We start from the raw sequence: 20,977 nt of genomic DNA, 5'->3' as shown, positions 1-20,977 counted from the left end.
GTAATTGTTCCTGCAGTTACCTCACATTGTGCTGTTATAGTTGGAAGTGTTGCTACATCAGCCACAGGAGCAGTAGTGTCATCTACTATTACATTTTGTGTTTGCGTAGTTGTGTTACCGTTACCGTCATCATACGTCCATGTTATAGTATAGCCATTCTGAGCAGAATAGGTAAGCGGATCAGTAGTTGTCGCGGTTATTGTTCCTGCACAGTTATCAGTAGCAGTAGGCGCTGTAATTGTTCCTGCAGTTACCTCACATTGTGCTGTTATAGTTGGAAGTGTTGCTACATCAGCCACAGGAGCAGTAGTGTCATCTACTATTACATTTTGTGTTTGCGTAGTTGTGTTACCGTTACCGTCATCATACGTCCATGTTATAGTATAGCCATTCTGAGCAGAATAGGTAAGCGGATCAGTAGTTGTCGCGGTTATTGTTCCTGCACAGTTATCAGTAGCAGTAGGCGCTGTAATTGTTCCTGCAGTTACCTCACATTGTGCTGTTATAGTTGGAAGTGTTGCTACATCAGCCACAGGCGCAGTAGTATCATCTATTATTACATTTTGTGTTTGCGTAGTTGTGTTACCGTTATCGTCATCATAGGTCCATGTTATAGTATGAGTACCCTGAGTGGAGTAAGTAAGCGGATCAGTAGTTGTAGCAGTTACCGTTCCTGCACAGTTATCTGTAGCTGTCGGCGCAGTAATTGTACCTGCAGTAACCTCGCATTGTGCTGTTATAGTTGGAAGTGTTGCTACATCAGCCACAGGCGCAGTAGTATCATCTACTATTACTGTTTGTGTTTGTGTAGTTGTGTTACCGTTACCGTCATCATAGGTCCATGTTATAGTATACGTACCCTGAGTGGAGTAAGTAAGCGGATCAGTAGTTGTAGCAGTTACCGTTCCTGCACAGTTATCAGTAGCTGTAGGCGCAGTAATTGTTCCTGCAGTTACCTCACATTGTGCTGTTATAGTAGGTAGTGTTGCTACATTAGCCACAGGAGCAGTAGTGTCATTAGCTGTTATGGTAACAGTATCAGTAAATGAACAATTGTTGCTGTCGTATACAATTACAGTATGAGTACCTGCCGGAAGGGAGTAATTTATGGCACCAGTACCTCCGTCAGACCATTCATAATGATAGGGAGGGTTACCTCCTGTTGGTGTTGTAGTTGCCTGTCCGTTATATGAACCACAGGTTGCGTTTGAATTTACAACTGTAGTAGTTGAAACGGCTGTAGTAGGCTGTGTAAGTGTTGTCGAAGCAGTAGCAGTACAACCATTACCATCTGTTATTGTAACAGAATATGTCCCTGCAGGAAGCCCGCCTAATGTATTTGAATTGGAATAAGAATTAATTGTTGTAGGACCAGTACTCCATACAAAAGTGTATGGTGGAACACCACTACTTCCATATACTTGGATACCTCCGTCTGAACCACCATAACAGGAAACATCACTTTGATGAGTAATATTAGCGGTGAATACACTAACTGTTGTAAATGATGAGGTGGCTGTCCCTGAAGTATTACTCACAACACAACGATAAAAATATTGATTTACAGAACTAGTGAGCCCGGTTAGGTTTAGTGTAGCGGTAGTAGCACCTGAGTAAATACCACCGTTTGATATATCTGAAAAAGTTGTAGCGTTAGTAGATATCTGCCACTGGTATGTATCGGCATCTGTGGCGGTAACAGAAAGAGAAGTATTACCATTAAGACAACCATATACGTTAACAGGATTAGTAACTGTTGGAGGTGGGGGTGGTGGTGTTCCGCCAAAAGTACATGTATTTGGTAATGTTACTGTAGTTGCGCTAAGAACCCAGTTTGCAGGATTCATAACAGCGGTTCTTATCTGGCTAGCTGTACTAAGTGATCCTCCGGTACAACTAAAATACGCTGCATCTGGAGTATCATTGCCTGATATAGCTCCTGTAAAATAAGCATCAAAACCTCCGGTAAGTCCGGGAGGCATTTGTGAAGCGTTTACAAAGCCATCACAACCAATATTCCAAACGGCAGTAGAGTTTGTTCCTCCTACACAATAATAATAATTAATACCGGCTATAATTGTAACACCACTACCGGTAACCGATCCGCTACCTCCCTGATAAGCGATAATCTCATCACCAACAGCTGAAAGATTTAAACCGTTAGAAGATGTGCCGTTAGTTAATAAAACTGTACCGTTTGGGGTATATGTTCCCCCTGAAGGGTCAAACACACTTGCTGTTAATCCTTTTATATAAATTTGGGTTCCCAAACTTAGTGCACTACTTGAAGTCCAGGTTATGTCTGATTCAGAGCTGATTGTACTTACGCTTTGCCAGCTACTACCTCCAAAATATCCCCTGTCAGTAAAACTTATCACTGTGCCGGATGTAATATCTTTAAGTAATACAAATGAGAATGCATCCCCATTAGAAGGGGAATAGGTTGCATCAAAACCGGTGAACAATATGTCCCCGGGGCTAAGGGTGGTTTGCGAATTAGCCTTTTCTCCCGCTAATAAAAACAACCCTATCATAAAAAATCCTGTTAAGCAGAATTTTAATTTAGAGTAAAAATACTTCATATAATATTTATTTATAAATGAACTGGTTAGATTTGATTATAAACTGACAAAATGTTCGCCTTTTTTCACACCAAAAGCAAGCAAACGATGCCCGCTCATGTATCCTTCGTCTGTATAAATAATATCAGCCCTTAGCTGGGTGTTATTATTACATTGTATAATGAGTCCGTCATTTTCATCAATACTTAGTATTGTTCCCGGATTATTTTCTGTTTCTGTAGGTAAATCAATAGCAGAAGCCTCTATTATCCTTATATTCCATCCTTTCCATTGTGTATAAGCCCCTTTATTCCAGGGGTTGCATGCTCTTATTAACGATTGTGCCGATTTTGCATCCTGATTATGCCAGTTAAGGCATACATCTTTTATACCCGGCCTTTTGTAATAGTTTACCTTATTGCTATCCTGTGGAATACCGTTAACACCTGATTGTAGTAGAGAAATTACTTCCGGCAGTATATGTGCTCCCAGATAAGAAAGACTGGTACATAAAAAGCCATGAGTTGTAGTCGCCTCTACAGGAATTTGTTTTTTGAGTAGTATAGACCCTGTATCTATATCTTTTTCAATTTTATGAATGGTGATTCCGGTTTCCTTTACGCCCTGTCTTAAACACTCAAACACAGGATCGGCTCCCCTCATTTCAGGAAGTAGTCCGTAATGAAAGTTGTAAAATGTATTAGGGAAATCAGCAATCATTTTTTGGGATATTTTCCAGGGGAATGTCATCGTAAAAACATAATTGGCTTTTGTATTGCCAATAAGTTCACTTAAGCTTTTATCTAAAATATCTTTACTTAAAAGCAGAAGAGGTATTTTTAATGCTGTTGCAATAGCAGAGCATATTTCAATAACCTCCTGATTATTTTTTGGAACACCAATAGCACATAACATATTAAGGCTACCCAAGCTTTGCAGTGCCGGTATAGCCATACGGTTGTTACATAATACTATTATTTTTGGAGCTGTTGCTATCATGAATCTAAGCAGGCATAAGAGTTAAGCCATGAATTGGAGATGTTATTTTTTATATACTCAATATCTTTTAATAAGCCATTACGATCTTCGGTAAGGTCGCTTACTTCAGTAATATTGGTTAGAACACAGGTATTAGTATCACTTTTTTTAGTAACTGTGGCATAATACACAGGTGCTTCAGAGTGTTTTGTTGATGGGTTCATGAATACACTTCCTCTCGGTGAATCTATAATAAGTCCGTCAAAATTAAAGTTGTTTGATTTACTTATATACAATGCAGCTTCCCAACCCAGTAGTGAAAAAACGTTTATTTTTTCGGGACGGATGCTCCCCATTATATTTTTGAATTCGTTATTTGCAGGAGTATCTATATTCTTTGACCACGGCACAGCACTATACCAGTCATACCCCGGATAGGTAATTTTATCAAGCCAGTTTTCTTCTGCAGTAAAGCTACTTGCGTAAGTATTATTTTTTGAAAGACTTTCAAGTTTCGCACTTTCATTTAAGTAATCTTCGGTCATGTCACCACAAAAAGAGACAAAAATGGCTGTGTCTTTATTTTCGTTCAAGTAGTTAATAAGGGGATCAAGTGTAAAGTCTGCTTTTCGTAAAGGGGTTACATAATTAAATGTTACGGCTCCGCCTTTTTCTTCACTGGCAGCAGAATATATGTATGGTGAACGATATCCGGCATCAAAGAAAGAGCATGCTACCGCAAAATTTTTATTACCATCACTAAAAGCTTTATTAACAATTGCTCTTGAACATAAATTACCCTGAAGTGAAATGAAGTAAGTATTTGGTAATACAGATTCATAAACTGGCAAATGGTAACCACTGTCTAATACCAGTAATGTTTTACCGGAATTCTCAAATAGGGGAGAGATAGCCTCTGCCGCGTGCGGGTTTATATAGCCAATAACAATATCAGCCCCTTCCAGTAGCAATTGCTCTGCACACGAATATATTTCATCGTTATTACCTCCTACACCAATATTTTTTGATAGTATTTGATATTCACTTTCACAGCCCTGATTTTTTAGGGAAGCTTTAAGTCCGTCAACAATATCAAAGCCAATTGAAGGGTATATTACTGATTTTGTGAGTAGTAAACCTAATTTCATAGTAGGGTTTTTATAACCCCCGGATTTATAACCGGGGGAGTTATTATTAAAATTTAGTTTCTGCTAGGGAATATCCCCTGAACACAAATAATGTAGTTTATACTTAGATAAGGTTGCATAATACTAAAAGGTGCGCCTCCACCTTTATTTCCAATTGTTATGTGTGCATCAGCCGGGTGTAAAGAAGTATTAGGTGGATTTGTAGAGAAAAGCCCACTTGCAGACGCTAAGCCGGCTCCTGTAGGTATTGCGGTATCTCCCTCATCTGAATATGCCGGCAGGGCATAATTTAGCATGCCAGAGTGAATATGTGCCGGTAAGTTTGCAACAGTTGCTGTTACCGTAGCTGTACCACTAACTTCGCCCATAGTGTATGCAGTAATCCCTGTATTTGAGGGGCCTGCTCCTACAGGTACCCTACTTCTAAAATCAGGTAGTTTAAATGTGGTTCTTCCATCACCGCCATAAATGGTGCCAATAAGACTAAAAAGAGCGGTATTACTTGATATTGCTAATGTTTGACCTTCACAAAACGACCAAAATTTTGGAGCAAAGTTTGGGGCAAACAAACGTATTTCTGCCATGGTTCCTTCCATAATTCTAATTTTATAAATTAATTAAAAGTTAGTTTCTGCTTGGATAAATTCCTTCCAGGCAAATAATATAGTTTAAACAGGTATAAGGCTGAATAATTTGAAAAGGAACTGATAATCCTGAATTACCAACCTGAGCAGCAGCACTAGTTGCTGTAATTGTCGTATCCTGAGGTTCGGACGAATAGGTACCTGCTAGTGAAGCAAGAACATGTCCTGTAGGTGTAGCTGTATTACCCGGGGCTGTATTTGCAGGTATTATAGCTGTTCCTGTAGCAGTATGTGTATGTGAAGGCATTTCGCCAACAATCATAGTATGTGTTTCTGCACCTCCTTTTTGTCCTAGTACAGTATTTATGGTATTGCCATCTGCCTGTCCCGGATTTATAGCGACCCTTCCCTGTAAATCAGGTAGTTGAAATGTAGTTCTCCCATCACCTCCATAAATAGTACCTATAAGGCTAAAAAGAGCATCATATGTTGAAATTGATAAAGTTTGTCCTTGGCAAAAAGCCCAGCCTCTTGGGGCAAAATTTCCTCCAAATAAGCGAACCTCTCCTATATATCCTTCCATAATTTTAAATTTTAAAAGTTTTACTTTATTAAGTTTTTAATCCTTTAGTTACGAGACGGAAAAATTCCATACATACAAATAATATAATTTGTAGCCTGTAATGGTTGGGTAATGTTTATGGGATAATTTGATCCTGTAACATTAGTCATAAATGTATTTTGGTATGAACTTAGACTTGTATCAGGGGCTTCAGTACTATACATACCTGATTTTGCGGCAAGAACATGATTTGTAGGAGAATCGGTATCTCCTTCATCCGAATAAGCAGGAGCAGCTACTGTAGCAGTAGCATCATGTGAGTGTACCGGTAAATTATTACTTAATAATGTTCTGGTATTTGTACCTGCCATTTCTCCTGCGTCGTAATAGCTAAGTCCTGCTCCATGACCGGCACCTATTGCAGTTCTTCCTATAAGGTTTGGTAGTGCAAAAGTCTGTATTCCGTTACCACCATAAGTAGTGCCTAATATTGCAAATAAAGCAGTATTGCTACTTATCGCTATAAGGCCTCCGTTGCAATAAGCCCAATTTCTTGGTGAAAAATTGGCAGCAAAGAGTCTTATTTCTCCAATGTAACCTTCCATAATTTTAAAGTTTTTAAGTGAAACATATATTTGATTTTAAGATTTGGTTATTCACTCCATTTTCGCAGCAGGTTACTGTGACTTTGTTGTAAAACAAGATGTTCCCTGCTGTTTGAAGCCGATTTTTTTAGAGTGTTTAAAACCTGTTGCATATCATACAATATGCCTCTCTCTTCATTTTCTTTTACCAGGCTTTGTATCCAGGTAACTGCAACATGTCTTTCGCCCGATGTTAATTGTTTTACCCTGTGTAAATACATACACGGATAACATATAGCATCTCCCTTTTTAAGCTTATAAAGCAGTGTGCCGGTTGGGGTTTCCAGTTCCAGTTCACCACCCTCATACTCCTCTGGGTCGTTTAAAAATATTGTCATTGCAACATCTGTACGCATCATGTTACCCATTAAAGGATTGTCAACATGCCAGCCGTATTCGTTTCCGGCGGTATATTTACTGATAAGAAATGGGTATATGTTTTTGGGGTAAAGAGCGTTTCTAAAGGTTTCGCTTTGGTTTAAAGCACCAAGTAAAATTTGCTGTATCATTCCGTATTGCTGACTTTGCATATTTATTTGGAGATTGCTTTTTACTTCACGGGCAGAATCAGTAGCTGTATTTTTTCCGTCATCATAAGGAGCAGAAGCTAATAGATTTTTTATATTACTTAACTGATCATTGTTTAGTAATTCTTTAATATGTATAAATGTTGACGAAATGCTCATTCCCAATAGTGTTTTATATTACTTTGTGTATAAGCATGATAGGTTTATATATCATGGTTTGTAACGAAATCTAATAAACTGGATTTCATTATATAAAGGTCTGTATATATACTAAATTACAACAGGTAGGAATTACCCGTTTTAAGAAAACAGGTAATTCTACGTGTTGTACATATTTATCTGCGAAATGCAGCTATTTTTAATTCTTAGTATTGATATTGCCTTGTATTGACCATGCAAAATCTACCTGAACCTCATTTTTATAAAGACTCATATCATCCATGCTAATGTACTGATCTGCAGTATATCCTACATCTCCTTTAACTGTTGCCAAGGCATGGCAGCTCATACAGTTTGTTTGAACTCCATACTCTAAACCAAGTTTATTAGGATATGTTGAGTTATTATTTTGAAAAGTATTAGGTGCAAAACCAGCTTCCAGATATGGGTTAAAGGCTATAATAGGAGTAACATTTTTATTTGTACCACCGTTTATAGGCTGGTTAGGCCATACCATTGCATAAGCTGTTGCAACAGCATAGTGCGCAGCCGCACCTTTTATTTGTGAAGGGCGTGCGTTTGCTTCTGCAGTTGAGCTTGGTAACGCAGGGCTGTCCGGCTGGTAGCTCCAGTAAAATGTTTGCCATGTCCAGTTACTGATTTCTTTTGTTCCTACGTGCATAGCCACAAGTAAAATAAGATCACCGGCTTTAAAGTTTGAGTTACCATCTATATCTTCAGTTTTGTTAAGATAAGCTGCAGCCTCTTCATCAAGTTTGTAGTTTATAAAATCGCTAACATTACAGGTAGCGGCTTTAATTTCGTCAGCAGTAGGATTTTCTGATGTTACAGGAACCAGTTTTTTATTAGCTGGCTGGCTATTGCTTAAATCAGCATATACATATGTATTCCATGCGTCAGGACCAAAGGTTTTTGCAGGGTTTGGCGTGCCAGGCCATGCAGGTACACGTATAAGTCCGTTTTCATCAGGGATACCGGCATAATAAGTTGGTTTTAGGGTGATACCATTATTTGGGAATTGAGGTATTCTTCCAATACCATCCTTTACTTCGTACTTATTTAAAACCGATTGATTGAAAATTTTGTGATCTAAAGCATATTTAGCCGCACCCGGATTATAAGAAACAGTTTCAAAAATTTGGAAACTGGTATCTATTACAGCCTGTTTAGCAAATATCTGTGCGTGTACAAACTGTCTAGGTACACTAAGTGCAGTACGGCCTTTTTTAACCTGTTGTGCTTCTTTACCTTTTGTTAAAGGAGTTCTGCAAATAGCAGCCAGTTCTTTAACTCCCATCCATGTTTCAAATACACACAGAGAGTCACCTTTGTAAATTTGGTTTGATTTTTTAGTAAGTCCTGCCCAAATACCCCATGCGTGTTCTGTAATACTGTTAGTATCCTGATTGTTTAACCATGTGTAGATTTTAGTTGAATCTTCAGGGAAGCTAAAGTTTGCTATTCCTAAGTCATTAGGGAATTCCTGAGGTATAATAATACCTTTTTCAATATTTTCTGCTTCAGGTTTGTTTTCCTCTTCATGTTTTTCTTTACAAGAAGACATTGAAAGTACCATTCCGCCTGCTATCAATACTGATAGTGCCGATTTTTTAAGAGCCGAAGCTACATTTTGCAAAGAGCGCTTTGCAGATAATTGCGGATGTACTATCTCTTCAAAAGAGAAGCCTATCCTGTCGATTGCGTCGCCGTGTAATCCCATAATTTGTGTGATTTTAGAAGGGTTATCTAAAGGCAAACTGTATTTCATATCATCGGTATGAGGTACAGCGCCATAAGTTGTTCCATTAATTTTAAAGCATCTTACTACAGTAGCCCTGTAATAATCAGAATAGCCGGCATAAATTTCAAACTGGTCTATTGGTTCGTTAAGATTAACTACTTTTGGGGTAGAATCAGGAGAACCATATGTTTTACCGTTTACAGTAATAGCACTTATGCAGTCGCCACCTCTTGTATATATGGCAAATGAAGAACCCGACTGGATTTGCTCCTGATAGTAAATGGTTTTTACTGAAGCTCCGCCATAAGGTCCAAAAGACATAACAGTACCTATTGAACTTGGGTTATTGTAAACAATAGATTTTGTATTATGATGTTCAAGAGGATTTAATGAAGGGCTTGTAAAGGTTCCGTTCAGGTTTTTCACGATAGATGAAAATGCATTAAGACCTGTTTGAAGAGCACCTTCTACCCATCCGCCAACCCATGAGTAACTGTCGCCGGCAAAGTAAATTTTTGCTACATTATTATTAAGATTGGTGAAGTTGTAGTATAGCTGACTCAAATAGTCTTCCTGAGTAGGCTGAGTTAAGGCAAAAGCACCATTGTAGTATTTTTGCAGTTGCCAGTCTATCATTACGGCATTTGTTTCGTCTACATTTTTAGGCATGGCTTCCAGTATATAATCTATACCTTCAATTTTACCTAAGTCTCTCAAAAAGCGCTGGTATCTTTCATCCAGTTCGCCCAGTGCTTCTGCTTTTTCCGAAAGATCTTCCCAAACGTAATTCATAAGGCAAACAGCCTCTGTATCGTTAGGGTTGTAATCAAGAGTGTAAAAGTTTGCCATAGCCGTATCAGTAGTGATACATCTTACCTTATCTTTATTTGCATCGCCTATCCACCATGGTTTTACCTTTAGGAAAAACTTACTTGACTGTGCCACATGAACATTTGTTACCGCTTCGCGCTTGTTCATATCAATAAGATCATTAGCCACAGCTTTTTGATTAGCCTGCCACAGTGAATCAATACCTAGTTCTATTTCGGCAGCACGTGTAGTAGTACAAACCACCAGGTGGTTTATGTCGCTTTCAATTATACTACCTTTATTATCGGTAAGGCTTATATTACCACCGTTATTTTCTGGGTTTATAACTTTTACCGGAGTATTGGTAACAATAAAATCTCTTACTTTTTTATCGTCAATATCAAAATCAGCCAATGCATTTGCTACAGAGTCGGTTCCGGTAACGATTAGTGCATGGTTTTCTTCCAGTTTGTTAAGGGTAAAACGCATCATGCATACAAAACTGATTGGGAATAGGGGAGACTGCCCGCCTATACCTGTACCTACTGTTCCGAATTTCTCTATGTCGTCAGGATATTGCCACTGGTAGCGGTCACCCCATTGTTTAGTAATGGCATTGTATTTTTTTGGAGCATTAGGCTGACAGAAAATTTCTATGATTCCCTCTATAAACGACTTATCTTTAAAGTAGTTTATATAACCCTGCCATGCGTTTTGTGCCTTTGCCGGATTGTAGGTTTGAGGATTAGAAATGTCTAACCATTCCATAATTTGTGCAGGAGCATCAAGTTGTACACCATTAGGTAGTAAAATAGGCTCCATAGTGGTAACAAATCCTGCCCAGCTTTCATTTATATCCCTAAAAATTTCAGGTACAGGCTGGTTTGGCATTATGTTGTACTGTTCCCCTTTGTAGCAAACAAGTGTAGGTACCAGTCCCGGATCCGGGAAATCACCATTAAGTTCAATGTTGTGTTTGTTTCTTTCAGGATTGTCCTGCATGTATTTTATATACCAATACAAGCAGTTTTCTGAAGGAGGGAACCTCATGGCTCCCAGTTCTGCAAAGTTGGTCTCATCATTTGGAAACTCATAAGAGTAAAAGCGTCCGCCCACTCTATCTGTAGCTTCATAAATTTTAAAATTGGTGAAACCTGCTCTTAGCAGTTCGAAACCTGTAATAAGCCCACTCATACCGGCACCAATAATTGCTATTTTAGCATTTTTTGGCGCATTGGATAAATCGGCAAGCCTGTTGTTAGAAGCCTCAAGCCATTTTTGGTAGTCCATCGCTGGTGTGTCTACCATTGCAGTTGGAATGAGCTCCTTAATTTTACCGTTTACAATGCCGTTTTGGCTTTGCTCATCGGTAGTTCTCAAGACTTTAAGAAAAGGATGCATATGTAAAATATTTAGTTGGTTAAGCTGCTTATTTTCAGCTACCAAAGTACTTTACATATACTTGTTAAGTTAGGATGATTTTACCTGTTTTAACAAAACAGGTATTTTTACCTATATTTATAAAACCAGGTTGTTTACGTCGATAACATTATGTTTTATGGCAAAAATTACCAGTCCCGCAATATTTTTTGCACCGGTTTTGGTAAACAGGTTATTTCGGTGTCCTTCAACTGTTCTGGTGGTGATAAAAAGTGTTTCACCTATTTCTTTTGCTGTTTTTTGCATGCAAATAAGTTTAAGTACTTCCATTTCACGTTCAGAAAGATCGGTATCGTCACCAAGTTCCGGTTTAGGTGCTTTTGAAGAGATTTGTTCCCTAACACTTTCAATCTGGTCTTCCATAAAGTATACACCAGAATCATATACCTTATCTATTACCTGTTTTAATACTACAGGAGAAATACCTTTAGGTACAAATGCCGAAGCACCTGTTTTAAACATAAATCCTAAAAATGAGCTTTGATAGTGTGAGGATATTATAATGATTTTTATGGTTGGGAAATGATTTTTAAGATATTCTGTAGTTTCCACACCATCCATTTCTTTCATTTTAAGATCAAGAAGCAAAATGTCGGGAAGTATGTCTGATGCATTAAGTTTTTCAATAAGATCAAGACCGTTAGAAGCTGTAAGGAGTACTTTATAGTTTTCTATGCTGTCTAAATAGTCTTTAAGAAGAGTAGTGATAAGGTTATCGTCGTCGGTAATGGCAATCAGTTTTTTACTCATTGGATATAAAGTTTGTAAGGTTTAGAGCAATAATGGTTGTTGTTCCTTTATTTCCCGATTTGATTTTATATTTTCCTTTAAGGTAAAGCATGCGCAATTCGATATTTTTAAGGCCAATACCTTTTTTACCTTCATTAATATCAAACCCTTTACCATTGTCTCTTACTAATACTGCAAGATGTTTTTTTGAAACCCTTAAATTAATAAATATATCTGTGGCTTCGGCATGCTTATGGGTGTTGATTATTATTTCCTGTACAATACGTATTATCTGTATCTTTAAATCAACGTGAACTTCTGTTTCCTGATTAATGCTTTTATGGAAATGAACCTTAAACTGTTCTTTCCATGGTGCAATGGTGTTTTTTAAAAGTTCGTATAATGTGGCATGATCCAGCATTGGCGGACTCAAATCGTGCGATATTCTTCTTGCTTCAGCTATACTTTCTCCCAGTAAGTGGTCTATATCCTGAATATCACATTGGGTTTGGTTCTTTAAGCGTAGTACGGTTAACTTACCTATAAGTGAATCATGCAAATCGGCAGCAATGCGGGTTCTTTCCTGTTCCTGTGCTACCACACTGGTTTCAAGTAACTGTTTTTGATGTTCTAACTGCATGCGTGATTCTTTCAGGCGTTGTTCTACCATACGCCTAAAATTAATTCTTACAAGTCTGATAAATGAAACTGCCAAAAGGGATATAACTGCAAGAACAATTATAATCCAGAGTGCAATCGTTTTTGGGTCAAGCCATTTCTCCATATCTCTCTGCCTAAATATACATAAAATGTTAGTGTTAACAATAAGTTAGCTAACCAGAAATAATATTTTATTGATGAAGGAACATTAATTAAAAAGTTGATTGGCAGAAAAAATATAAGGTGTAGTGAGTAAAAAATAATAAAAGCATAATTTAATTTAATTAAAGTGCTTTGTTTTTGTTTTTCCTCAATTTTTTCAAAAAGGTAATTAATTGCTATTGCTATTATAAAAAATCCACTAATTACCCTGGAATAGGATTGAAACTCGCTTGGTGGTACATTCCAAAGATTTACTATTTCCCAGGCAATAAACATAAGGGCTATAGAGCTTATTATAGTGTATACCCAAATTCTCCGTTTAAAAAAAGCAAGCTGATAGTATATTGAGAAAAACAACAATTCAAGAAAACTAAAAATAACAATAAATATTAGATTGTTACCATAAATTACTCCTAGTATACGGCTTATAATATCTGTAATAAGACAAATGCCTAAATATAGTAGGAGTAATTGATATTCTCTTTTTATGAACTTGTAATAATATATCCCTATCCCTAATCCAAATATTAAAATAATTGGTACACTAAAGGTTATATTAGCTAATAAGGTGGAAATGTTCATAAAATATGTATGAGTTTACTGTAAAAAATAGAAACCGCCAGGAGTAAGTGGTGGAACAGGCATTGAAGTATCATAATATACATTAGCATACTTTGTATCTGTAGTAATAAGATCAGCAGTTAAGCCAGTAGCTGCGCTTGCATCTGTTTGTAAACCTAAGTAAGTTATGTATCTGTCTCCCTGAATCATGTATGAAGCCGGCATACGGAAAGCCTGGAACATACCTCCTGTAAGAGATTTTTTCTCAATTTGATTTTTTGTCCAGGTACTATAATCTTTTTTCCAAGTATCAATTCTTAAAATAGCCTCTTGTGCAGGTATTTGGTTAGAGTCACCAAGGTTAGGTTGTACGTGGCATACTGTGAAAGAGCTAAATGCGACACTGCTTGTGTTTGGCACATCAAGCGCAGCCGGTAGTAAAAACATGTAAAATGTTCCGTCAGTATCTACACCAGGATATACGTGTATATTAGTATTTCCAAGTTGTGCTAAGTTGTACTGGTTTTCGTAAATAATAGCATTTCCCTGACTGAAACAGTTCATTACCTGTGTTTCATCTGTTAAAATTGATTGCCAGTTTTTGATGCATCTTTGTACATCACCTAATGAGCTAATTGTTGCCATAATGTGGTTTTGGTTGTGGTTATACAATGGACCAAAATTACTTTTTTGTTGTATAGGAACCAAGTCCAGTACTAAAGTAATTAAAAATATTTTTAACAATCTCTTTCTTAAAAAAAGTAAGTTGTGAAATAAAATGCTGTTAAGCTCTCATGAAAGTAAAAAAATAATCTTAACTTTAGTTGAAATAGGTAATTAATATTATTCAAATACAATTAAATAATATTTGCTTTACTTCTTGTAAACCAACCAAATCACCAAATAAATGAAAACAAAGTATTTAATAGTGGCTTTAAGTTTAGTACTGTTTTCCTGTAAGGAAACCGTAAAACAGAGCGAAGATTTATCTGAAGTCAGTACTACAGCAAATAGTAGTGATAATTTAACTGAAACCGTACCTACAGAAAATCCTACAGGTATGGTGTGGATAAAAGGAGGCCGTTTTATGTTAGGAAACAACAATACAGATTCCCGACAGACTGAAGGGCCCGCAGTACTTACTGAGGTTAAAGGCTTTTGGATTGATGAAACCGAAGTTACCAATGCCCAGTTTGAAGCTTTTGTAAAAGCTACCGGATATAAAACAATTGCCGAGAGGGAAATTGACTGGGAAGACTTTAAAAAGCAATTACCACCGGGAACACCAAAACCGCACGATTCGTTACTCGTACCCGGTTCACTGGTTTTTACACCGCCATCTAAGCCGGTATCATTACATGATTATTCTGCATGGTGGTCGTGGGTACCGGGAGCAAGCTGGAGGCATCCTGAAGGGCCTGACACCAATATTGAGGGAAAAGGTAATTATCCGGTTGTGCAGATAGCTTACAGCGATGCTGTGGCTTATGCTGAATGGGCGGGTAAAAGACTACCTACCGAAGCTGAGTGGGAATATGCAGCACAGGCAGGTAATAACGATGCTGATTATGCGTGGGGTAGTGAACTTAACCCAGGAGGTGTATATATGGCTAATTTCTTTCAGGGAGATTTTCCTTATAATAACACTAATGCCGATGGTTTTAATAGTCTGGCTCCGGTAAAGAGTTTCCCTGCTAATGCTTACGGATTGTATGATATGATTGGTAACGTATGGGAATTGACCAGTGACTGGTATAGGCCTGATACTTATTCGGCATACAAAAAAGGAGATGACAGCTGTTGCCGAAACCCTACGGGCCCAAAAGACAGTTACGATCCTAATGAGCCTTATACTCCGAAAAGGGTTATTAAAGGAGGATCGTTTTTGTGTAGTGAACAATATTGCTCCAGCTATAGGCCCGATGCCCGTATGGCAAACTCTGAAGACAGCGGGCAGGAGCATGTAGGGTTCCGTTGTGTAAAAGACAGGAAATAAATAAAGAAATATAACTATTTTTAGGCCTGTAGTACTATTACAGGCTTTTTTATTATATGTATAGAGATATAACTGTTAACAGTCAGGAATTAAAAATTTATCATACTCAGCACCGGGAAGGCAGGCCTACTATTATTTTCCTTCATGATTCATTGGGGTGTATTAAGCTTTGGAGGGATTTTCCTGAAAAGTTGGGTGAACTTACCAATTGCAATATACTGGTTTATGACAGGCTGGGATATGGTGAGTCAGCCCCTTTTATAATGATAGAAAGGGATAATAACTATTTGGAAAAGGAAGCCGATATTCTAAACGGATTGATTACAACACTGCAATTAAAAGAGGTTATATTTTTCGGGAATAGTGACGGAGCCTCCATTTCATTGATTTCTGCAGCTAAACATCCTGAATTTATTAAAGGAGTAATAGTAGAAGGTGCCCATATTTTTGTGGAAGATATCACCCTTAAAGGTATTAGGGAAGCAGCAATAGCTTATAAAAAAGCTGATTTGAAAGAACGCTTACAAAAATACCATGGTAATAAAACCGATGCTGTTTTTATGGTCTGGAATAACGTTTGGTTAAGTGATGCCTTCCATGAGTGGAATATTGAGCATTTTTTGTCAAAAATAACTTGCCCTGTAATGGTTATACAGGGAGAGAACGATGAGTTTGGAAGTATGGCGCAGCTTGAAGGGATTGTAAATCAGGTGTCGGGCAAGGCAGAAAAACTTATTATCCCTAATATAGGGCATACACCTCATAAAGAAGCTCCTGATGAGGTGCTGGAAAAATCAATGTTTTTTATAAACAAACTATAGAACCAGCTAAATCATTACTTTTAATTGGCTCCTGCGCAGTAAGAATTTTTATTAATCGACTCTTAAGAATAATTAATTCAGTCGAAAAAAAATATTTATTACTTTTACGCCAATGCAACATACAAGGCACATAGCAACAAAAGTTTTGTCGGTATATCTTCTTATACTGATGTTCATACCGTGTAGTGATGAGCATGCCAGCCTATACAATAAACAGAGTACAGAGATTACTCAGGCTACAGATGATTACCATGTGGGTATAGAAGTTTGTACTCCTTTTTGTATCTGCGGGAGTTGTGTTGCTGCTGTAATCATACATCAGGTTACAGAATTTTCCTTTTTTATCCCTAAGCAGGGAAATAAACCTATTTCTAATTTCTACCAGTCACTTAAACACGATTTTTATGGCTCCATATGGCAGCCGCCCCAATTAGTATAATGATGTGCCGGTGATGAACCGGCTATAACAGCATGGCCTTATCCCAACCTTTAAGGCTGTTTTATGATCATTATAGTAATAAAGTAAATCGATGTTAGATAAGATTATTCATTTTAGCATCAACAATAAGTTTATTGTTGGTCTCTTTACATTGGTATTGATAGTGGTAGGTGTTTTTTCGCTTAAAAACCTTTCTATTGATGCCCTGCCTGATATTACCAATAATCAGGTACAAATAATAACCACTTCGCCATCACTTGCCACGCAGGATGTAGAGCAGTTTATAACCTATCCTATAGAACTTTCGGTAAAAACCATTCCTAACATAGTGGAGTTACGTTCAATAAGCCGTTTCGGTTTAAGTGTTGTAACTGTTGTATTTGAGGAAGATGTGGATTTATACTGGGCACGTGCACAAATCTCCGAAAGGATACGCGAGGCAGAGGATGTTATCCCTAAAAGCCTTGGTACCCCAAGCATGGCTCCCATAAGTACGGGACTTGGTGAGATATATCAATATGTGGTGTTTCCTGAAAAAGGATATGAAGATAAATATGATGCTACCGAACTCCGTACCATACAGGACTGGATCATCAAACCACAATTAACCGGAACGGCTGGTGTAGCAGAGGTTAATACACTTGGAGGCTTTTTAAAGCAGTATGAAATTGCTGTAGAGCCCGACAGATTAAAAAGTATGGATGTTACCCTTTCGGAAATTTTTGCTGCATTGGAGTCCAATAATGAAAATACGGGAGGAGCCTATATCGATAAAAAGCCTTATGCCTATTTTATTAGGGGTATAGGTATGGTTAGCGGTATAGAGGACATCAAAAAAATAGTTATAAAAAACAAGAACGGTATTCCTATACTGGTACGTGATGTTGCCGAAGTGAAAATTGGAAGCAGTATTCGCTATGGTGCTGTTACCAAAGACGGTAACGGGGAAGAGGTAAGCGGTATGGTAATGATGCTTAAAGGTGAGAACAGCGGAGAAGTAGTTACCCGCGTGAAGGAGAAGATGGAGCAGATTAAAAAATCGCTTCCTGAAGGTGTAGCTGTCGAAGCTTTTTTAGACAGGGCGAAACTGGTAGACAATGCCATAGGTACTGTGCGTACCAACCTTATAGAAGGGGCATTGATTGTAATTTTTGTACTGGTTTTACTTTTAGGTAACTGGCGTGCAGGACTTGTAGTAGCATCGGTTATACCGTTGTCATTACTTTTTGCCATAACCATGATGCGTATTTTCGGGGTAAGTGGTAACCTGATGAGTTTAGGGGCTATAGACTTTGGTATCATAGTAGACGGAGCCGTAATTATAGTAGAAGCTATTATCCACAGGCTGGAAGCCAGGAAAAAAGCAGTACTTACTGCAGATGAGATGAATGCAGAGGTGTATGAGGCTTCCTCAAAAATAAGAAGCAGTGCCGCTTTCGGTGAGATTATTATCCTTATTGTATACCTGCCTATACTTGCTCTTGTGGGGACAGAAGGGAAAATGTTCGGGCCAATGGCACAAACCGTATCATTTGCCATATTAGGAGCATTTTTACTGTCGCTAACCTATGTGCCAATGATGAGTTCGCTGGTGCTTAAAAAAGTAACGGGGCATACTCCTAACTTTAGTGATAAAATTGTAAATGCCATATACAGTTTTTACTGTCCTGTTTTAAATAAGGCATTGAAAATAAAAGGAATTATAATAGGTGCAGCAGTTGCCCTGTTTGCAGTTACACTGTTTATTTTCAATTCTCTTGGAGGGGAGTTTATCCCTACGCTGGACGAAGGAGATATAGCCACCCACCTTATAATAGCTTCAGGTAGTTCACTATCACAGGAAGTGGAAGCAACTACTAAAGCAGAGAAACTGCTTAAAGCAAATTTCCCCGAGATTAAAATGATTGTCACCAAAATTGGTAGTGCCGAAATCCCTACCGACCCAATGCCTATTGAAGCGGGTGATATGATGATAATACTTAAAGATAGGGACGAATGGACTTCGGCAGATACCAAAGAGGAACTGATGGAAAAAATGGAAAAAGTTCTTGAAAATTTACCGGGAGCCATTACCGAGTTTTCCCAACCGGTTCAAATGCGTATGAACGAACTTATGACAGGGGTTAGAAGCGATGTTGCCATCAAAATATTTGGTGAGGATATCGATATGCTTGTCAGCAAGGGAGAAGATGTAATGCAGCTTATACAGGGAGTTGAAGGTGTTACCGATGCCAGGGCTGAAAGAGTTGCAGGACTGCCTCAAATAACCGTTAGGTACAACAAAGACAGACTTGCACTATACGGACTAAACATAGGAGACCTAAACAGGGCTATTAGAATGGGATTTGCCGGAGAAGCCGCAGGCAGAGTGTATGAAGGAGAGAAACGTTTTGATCTTGTAGTTCGTCTTTCTGAAGAGAGCAGACAGGATATAGACAATATCAAATCACTGTATATTCCGCTACCGTCAGGTAACCAGATACCTTTAGGACAGGTGGCAGAAATTAAATATGAGGAAGGACCAATGCAGATAAGCCGTGAAGACGGCAGGAGACGTATTGTGGTTGGATTTAATGTTCGCGGTGCCGATGTGGAATCTGTTGTTAACCGAATTCAGGAGAAACTGGATGCTAACCTACAACTTCCGGCAGGGTATTATGTTACTTATGGCGGACAGTTTGAAAACCTTGTTGAGGCTAATAAACGTCTTATGGTAGCTGTGCCAATAGCATTGGGACTAATATTTATTTTACTGTATTTCACTTTTAGGTCCGTTAAACAGTCGGTATTAATATTTACTGCCATACCGCTTTCGGCAATAGGTGGAGTGTTTGCACTTTGGCTTCGTGATATGCCTTTCAGTATATCGGCAGGTGTTGGATTTATAGCCTTATTTGGTGTAGCGGTATTAAACGGAATTGTATTGATCGCTTACTTTAACCAGTTAAAAGAACAGGGTATGGATGATATTTACGAACGAATTAAAGAAGGTACTAAAGTAAGATTACGCCCGGTAATACTTACGGCTTCGGTAGCTTCAATGGGATTCCTTCCTATGGCTTTAAGTACGGGAGCCGGTGCCGAAGTACAAAAACCACTGGCAACCGTTGTTATTGGCGGACTTATAACCGCTACTTTACTTACGCTTATAGTGCTGCCAATATTATATTACTACTTTGAGAAAGGTTTTACATCAAAGTATAAAGGTACTGCTATAACGGTTTTAGTAGTATTACTTTCGGTTACGGGTGCTAATGCACAAACCCAGCCAATGGACCTGAACAAGGCTATAGCAATAGGATTGGAAAACAATAAGGGAATACAGGCTTCGGCTTTGGATAGTGAAATGCAGGTACAGTTAAGAGGTACGGCTTACGACCTGCCTAAAACACAGGTTACAGGTACATTCGGGCAGGTAAATACCAATGAAAAAGACAAGTATTTTAGCATCTCTCAAACGTTTAGTCCGTTTCAGTATGGTGCTAAGCGTAAGCTGTTAAATGAAAATGCTACAGCAGGAGAGATGAGGCTTGGTATAACTAAACAGGAAGTGATATATAATATCCGTCAGTCCTGGAATGCCCTGTTGTGTTATAACGAGCTGAATAAGGTATTACAGGAGCATAACAAGTACATGCAGCGTTTTGTAAAGGCATCTGATTTAAAGTTCAGGGTGGGTGAAACCGGTTCGCTTGAAAGTACTACTGCATTAGCCAAACAGCAGGAGCTTGAACAACAGATACTGCAATATGAGGCGATGTTTAAAGTAGAGAAGTCCAAGCTAAAGGTATTGCTTAACCTTAAAGAAGATTTTATGATAGCTGATACTACATTCACTGCTTTACCTGCCTTTAAGGTGACCGACTCGGCACGTATAAAAGATAATGCCAATATCAAACTGGCACTGCAACAGGTAGAGATTGCTAAAGCCAATAAGCGTGTGGAGAGTTCGGTATTATGGCCTGATTTTACAGCAGGTTATTTTATCCAATCCATGAGAGGAGTGCAGGATGTAAACGGTACTGAGGTTAATTATGACGGAGCCCTTAGGTTTCAGGGATTCTCTGTAGGTGTGGGTATCCCTATTTTTGCGGGTAATAATATCTCTAAGATAAAAGCGGCAAAAACAAATGCCGAAATGCAGCAACTGCAGGCCGATTACCTGCAGGAACAAATAAGTAGCCAGTATGCCCAGCAAATGGATCAGTTGGAAACATTCCAATCACTTGTAAATTATTATATTACTACGGCATTGCCTAATGCAGAGGTGATTTCTAACAATTCATCTAAGGCATACCTTAACGGAGATATTTCTTATGTAGAATATGTACAGGGACTGGAAACGGCCCTTAACATCAGGATAAACTACATTAATGCCATTAATAACCACAACAACGCAGTAATTAACCTGCAATACCTATTAAATCAGTAACA

At 38.2% G+C, this 20,977-nt stretch carries 16 protein-coding genes; 4 read left to right on the top strand and 12 right to left on the bottom strand.

Annotated features, from left to right (window positions below):
• From ABS768_RS02065 to ABS768_RS02010, 12 genes are all read right to left on the bottom strand, one after another.
• A partial coding sequence (locus ABS768_RS02065) for a beta strand repeat-containing protein (protein ID WP_408073292.1) occupies window positions 1-2,582 on the bottom strand: 2,582 nt, incomplete at its 3' end.
• A gap of 36 nt (window positions 2,583-2,618) precedes the next feature.
• Window positions 2,619-3,560 carry a methionyl-tRNA formyltransferase gene (locus ABS768_RS02060; RefSeq protein WP_408073291.1) on the bottom strand — a complete coding sequence of 314 codons (942 nt, stop codon included), beginning with the start codon at window positions 3,558-3,560 and terminating at the stop codon, window positions 2,619-2,621.
• The gene (locus tag ABS768_RS02055) at window positions 3,557-4,687 is read right to left on the bottom strand and encodes an ABC transporter substrate-binding protein (RefSeq protein ID WP_408073290.1); all 1,131 of its coding nucleotides are present in this window, start codon (window positions 4,685-4,687) and stop codon (window positions 3,557-3,559) included. Before ABS768_RS02055 ends, ABS768_RS02060 begins: the two co-directional genes overlap by 4 nt.
• A 53-nt stretch (window positions 4,688-4,740) precedes the next feature.
• On the bottom strand, window positions 4,741-5,283 hold the full coding sequence (locus tag ABS768_RS02050; protein WP_408073289.1) for a phage tail protein: 543 nt from the start codon (window positions 5,281-5,283) through the stop codon (window positions 4,741-4,743).
• A 28-nt stretch (window positions 5,284-5,311) separates the two neighbouring features.
• Complete coding sequence (locus ABS768_RS02045; RefSeq protein WP_408073287.1) at window positions 5,312-5,854, bottom strand: phage tail protein; 543 nt, start codon at window positions 5,852-5,854, stop codon at window positions 5,312-5,314.
• Between the two features lie 44 nt (window positions 5,855-5,898).
• Complete coding sequence (locus tag ABS768_RS02040) at window positions 5,899-6,438, bottom strand: phage tail protein (protein ID WP_408073286.1); 540 nt, start codon at window positions 6,436-6,438, stop codon at window positions 5,899-5,901.
• Between the two features lie 47 nt (window positions 6,439-6,485).
• Window positions 6,486-7,163 carry a Fe2+-dependent dioxygenase gene (locus ABS768_RS02035; protein WP_408073285.1) on the bottom strand — a complete coding sequence of 226 codons (678 nt, stop codon included), beginning with the start codon at window positions 7,161-7,163 and terminating at the stop codon, window positions 6,486-6,488.
• Window positions 7,164-7,362: 199 nt separating this feature from the next.
• Window positions 7,363-11,136 carry an FAD-dependent oxidoreductase gene (locus tag ABS768_RS02030; RefSeq protein ID WP_408073284.1) on the bottom strand — a complete coding sequence of 1,258 codons (3,774 nt, stop codon included), beginning with the start codon at window positions 11,134-11,136 and terminating at the stop codon, window positions 7,363-7,365.
• 117 nt (window positions 11,137-11,253) lie between these two features.
• Window positions 11,254-11,925 (bottom strand): response regulator, encoded by a 672-nt coding sequence (locus ABS768_RS02025; RefSeq protein ID WP_408073283.1) that lies wholly within the window; start codon window positions 11,923-11,925, stop codon window positions 11,254-11,256.
• Window positions 11,918-12,688: a sensor histidine kinase gene (locus ABS768_RS02020; protein WP_408073282.1), complete on the bottom strand. Its 771-nt coding sequence runs from the start codon at window positions 12,686-12,688 to the stop codon at window positions 11,918-11,920. The genes ABS768_RS02025 and ABS768_RS02020 overlap by 8 nt, the downstream gene beginning before the upstream one ends.
• Window positions 12,643-13,308: a hypothetical protein gene (locus tag ABS768_RS02015; protein WP_408073281.1), complete on the bottom strand. Its 666-nt coding sequence runs from the start codon at window positions 13,306-13,308 to the stop codon at window positions 12,643-12,645. The genes ABS768_RS02020 and ABS768_RS02015 overlap by 46 nt, the downstream gene beginning before the upstream one ends.
• Before the next feature lie 15 nt (window positions 13,309-13,323).
• Window positions 13,324-13,932 (bottom strand): hypothetical protein, encoded by a 609-nt coding sequence (locus ABS768_RS02010; protein WP_408073280.1) that lies wholly within the window; start codon window positions 13,930-13,932, stop codon window positions 13,324-13,326.
• 262 nt (window positions 13,933-14,194) lie between these two features.
• Between ABS768_RS02010 and ABS768_RS02005 the strand changes: the two genes are divergently transcribed.
• The 4 genes from ABS768_RS02005 (at window position 14,195) to ABS768_RS01990 (ending at window position 20,975) form a co-directional block, all read left to right on the top strand.
• On the top strand, window positions 14,195-15,283 hold the full coding sequence (locus ABS768_RS02005; RefSeq protein WP_408073279.1) for a formylglycine-generating enzyme family protein: 1,089 nt from the start codon (window positions 14,195-14,197) through the stop codon (window positions 15,281-15,283).
• 56 nt (window positions 15,284-15,339) lie between these two features.
• Entirely contained in the window at window positions 15,340-16,104 is a 765-nt protein-coding gene (locus ABS768_RS02000; protein WP_408073278.1) for an alpha/beta fold hydrolase, read from the top strand.
• A gap of 112 nt (window positions 16,105-16,216) precedes the next feature.
• Complete coding sequence (locus tag ABS768_RS01995) at window positions 16,217-16,543, top strand: DUF6660 family protein (protein WP_408073277.1); 327 nt, start codon at window positions 16,217-16,219, stop codon at window positions 16,541-16,543.
• A 91-nt stretch (window positions 16,544-16,634) separates the two neighbouring features.
• Window positions 16,635-20,975: a CusA/CzcA family heavy metal efflux RND transporter gene (locus tag ABS768_RS01990; protein ID WP_408073276.1), complete on the top strand. Its 4,341-nt coding sequence runs from the start codon at window positions 16,635-16,637 to the stop codon at window positions 20,973-20,975.
• Window positions 20,976-20,977: the final 2 nt, after the last annotated feature.

Origin of the sequence: Flavobacterium rhizophilum (assembly GCF_046000485.1) — a bacterium.
GTDB classification, from domain to species: domain Bacteria; phylum Bacteroidota; class Bacteroidia; order Flavobacteriales; family Flavobacteriaceae; genus Flavobacterium; species Flavobacterium rhizophilum.
The sequence above is the reverse complement of the archived record's forward strand: the minus strand, read 5'-3'. Positions and strand labels throughout refer to the sequence as shown.

Excerpts from the sequence above, each read along its gene's own strand:
- ABS768_RS02060 (WP_408073291.1), bottom strand. The coding sequence starts at position 3,560 with ATGATAGCAACAGCTCCAAAAATAATAGTATTATGTAACAACCGTATG.
- ABS768_RS02055 (WP_408073290.1), bottom strand. The coding sequence starts at position 4,687 with ATGAAATTAGGTTTACTACTCACAAAATCAGTAATATACCCTTCAATT.
- ABS768_RS02050 (WP_408073289.1), bottom strand. The coding sequence starts at position 5,283 with ATGGAAGGAACCATGGCAGAAATACGTTTGTTTGCCCCAAACTTTGCT.
- ABS768_RS02045 (WP_408073287.1), bottom strand. The coding sequence starts at position 5,854 with ATGGAAGGATATATAGGAGAGGTTCGCTTATTTGGAGGAAATTTTGCC.
- ABS768_RS02040 (WP_408073286.1), bottom strand. The coding sequence starts at position 6,438 with ATGGAAGGTTACATTGGAGAAATAAGACTCTTTGCTGCCAATTTTTCA.
- ABS768_RS02035 (WP_408073285.1), bottom strand. The coding sequence starts at position 7,163 with ATGAGCATTTCGTCAACATTTATACATATTAAAGAATTACTAAACAAT.
- ABS768_RS02030 (WP_408073284.1), bottom strand. The coding sequence starts at position 11,136 with ATGCATCCTTTTCTTAAAGTCTTGAGAACTACCGATGAGCAAAGCCAA.
- ABS768_RS02025 (WP_408073283.1), bottom strand. The coding sequence starts at position 11,925 with ATGAGTAAAAAACTGATTGCCATTACCGACGACGATAACCTTATCACT.
- ABS768_RS02020 (WP_408073282.1), bottom strand. The coding sequence starts at position 12,688 with ATGGAGAAATGGCTTGACCCAAAAACGATTGCACTCTGGATTATAATT.
- ABS768_RS02015 (WP_408073281.1), bottom strand. The coding sequence starts at position 13,308 with ATGAACATTTCCACCTTATTAGCTAATATAACCTTTAGTGTACCAATT.
- ABS768_RS02010 (WP_408073280.1), bottom strand. The coding sequence starts at position 13,932 with ATGGCAACAATTAGCTCATTAGGTGATGTACAAAGATGCATCAAAAAC.
- ABS768_RS02005 (WP_408073279.1), top strand. The coding sequence starts at position 14,195 with ATGAAAACAAAGTATTTAATAGTGGCTTTAAGTTTAGTACTGTTTTCC.
- ABS768_RS02000 (WP_408073278.1), top strand. The coding sequence starts at position 15,340 with ATGTATAGAGATATAACTGTTAACAGTCAGGAATTAAAAATTTATCAT.
- ABS768_RS01995 (WP_408073277.1), top strand. The coding sequence starts at position 16,217 with ATGCAACATACAAGGCACATAGCAACAAAAGTTTTGTCGGTATATCTT.
- ABS768_RS01990 (WP_408073276.1), top strand. The coding sequence starts at position 16,635 with ATGTTAGATAAGATTATTCATTTTAGCATCAACAATAAGTTTATTGTT.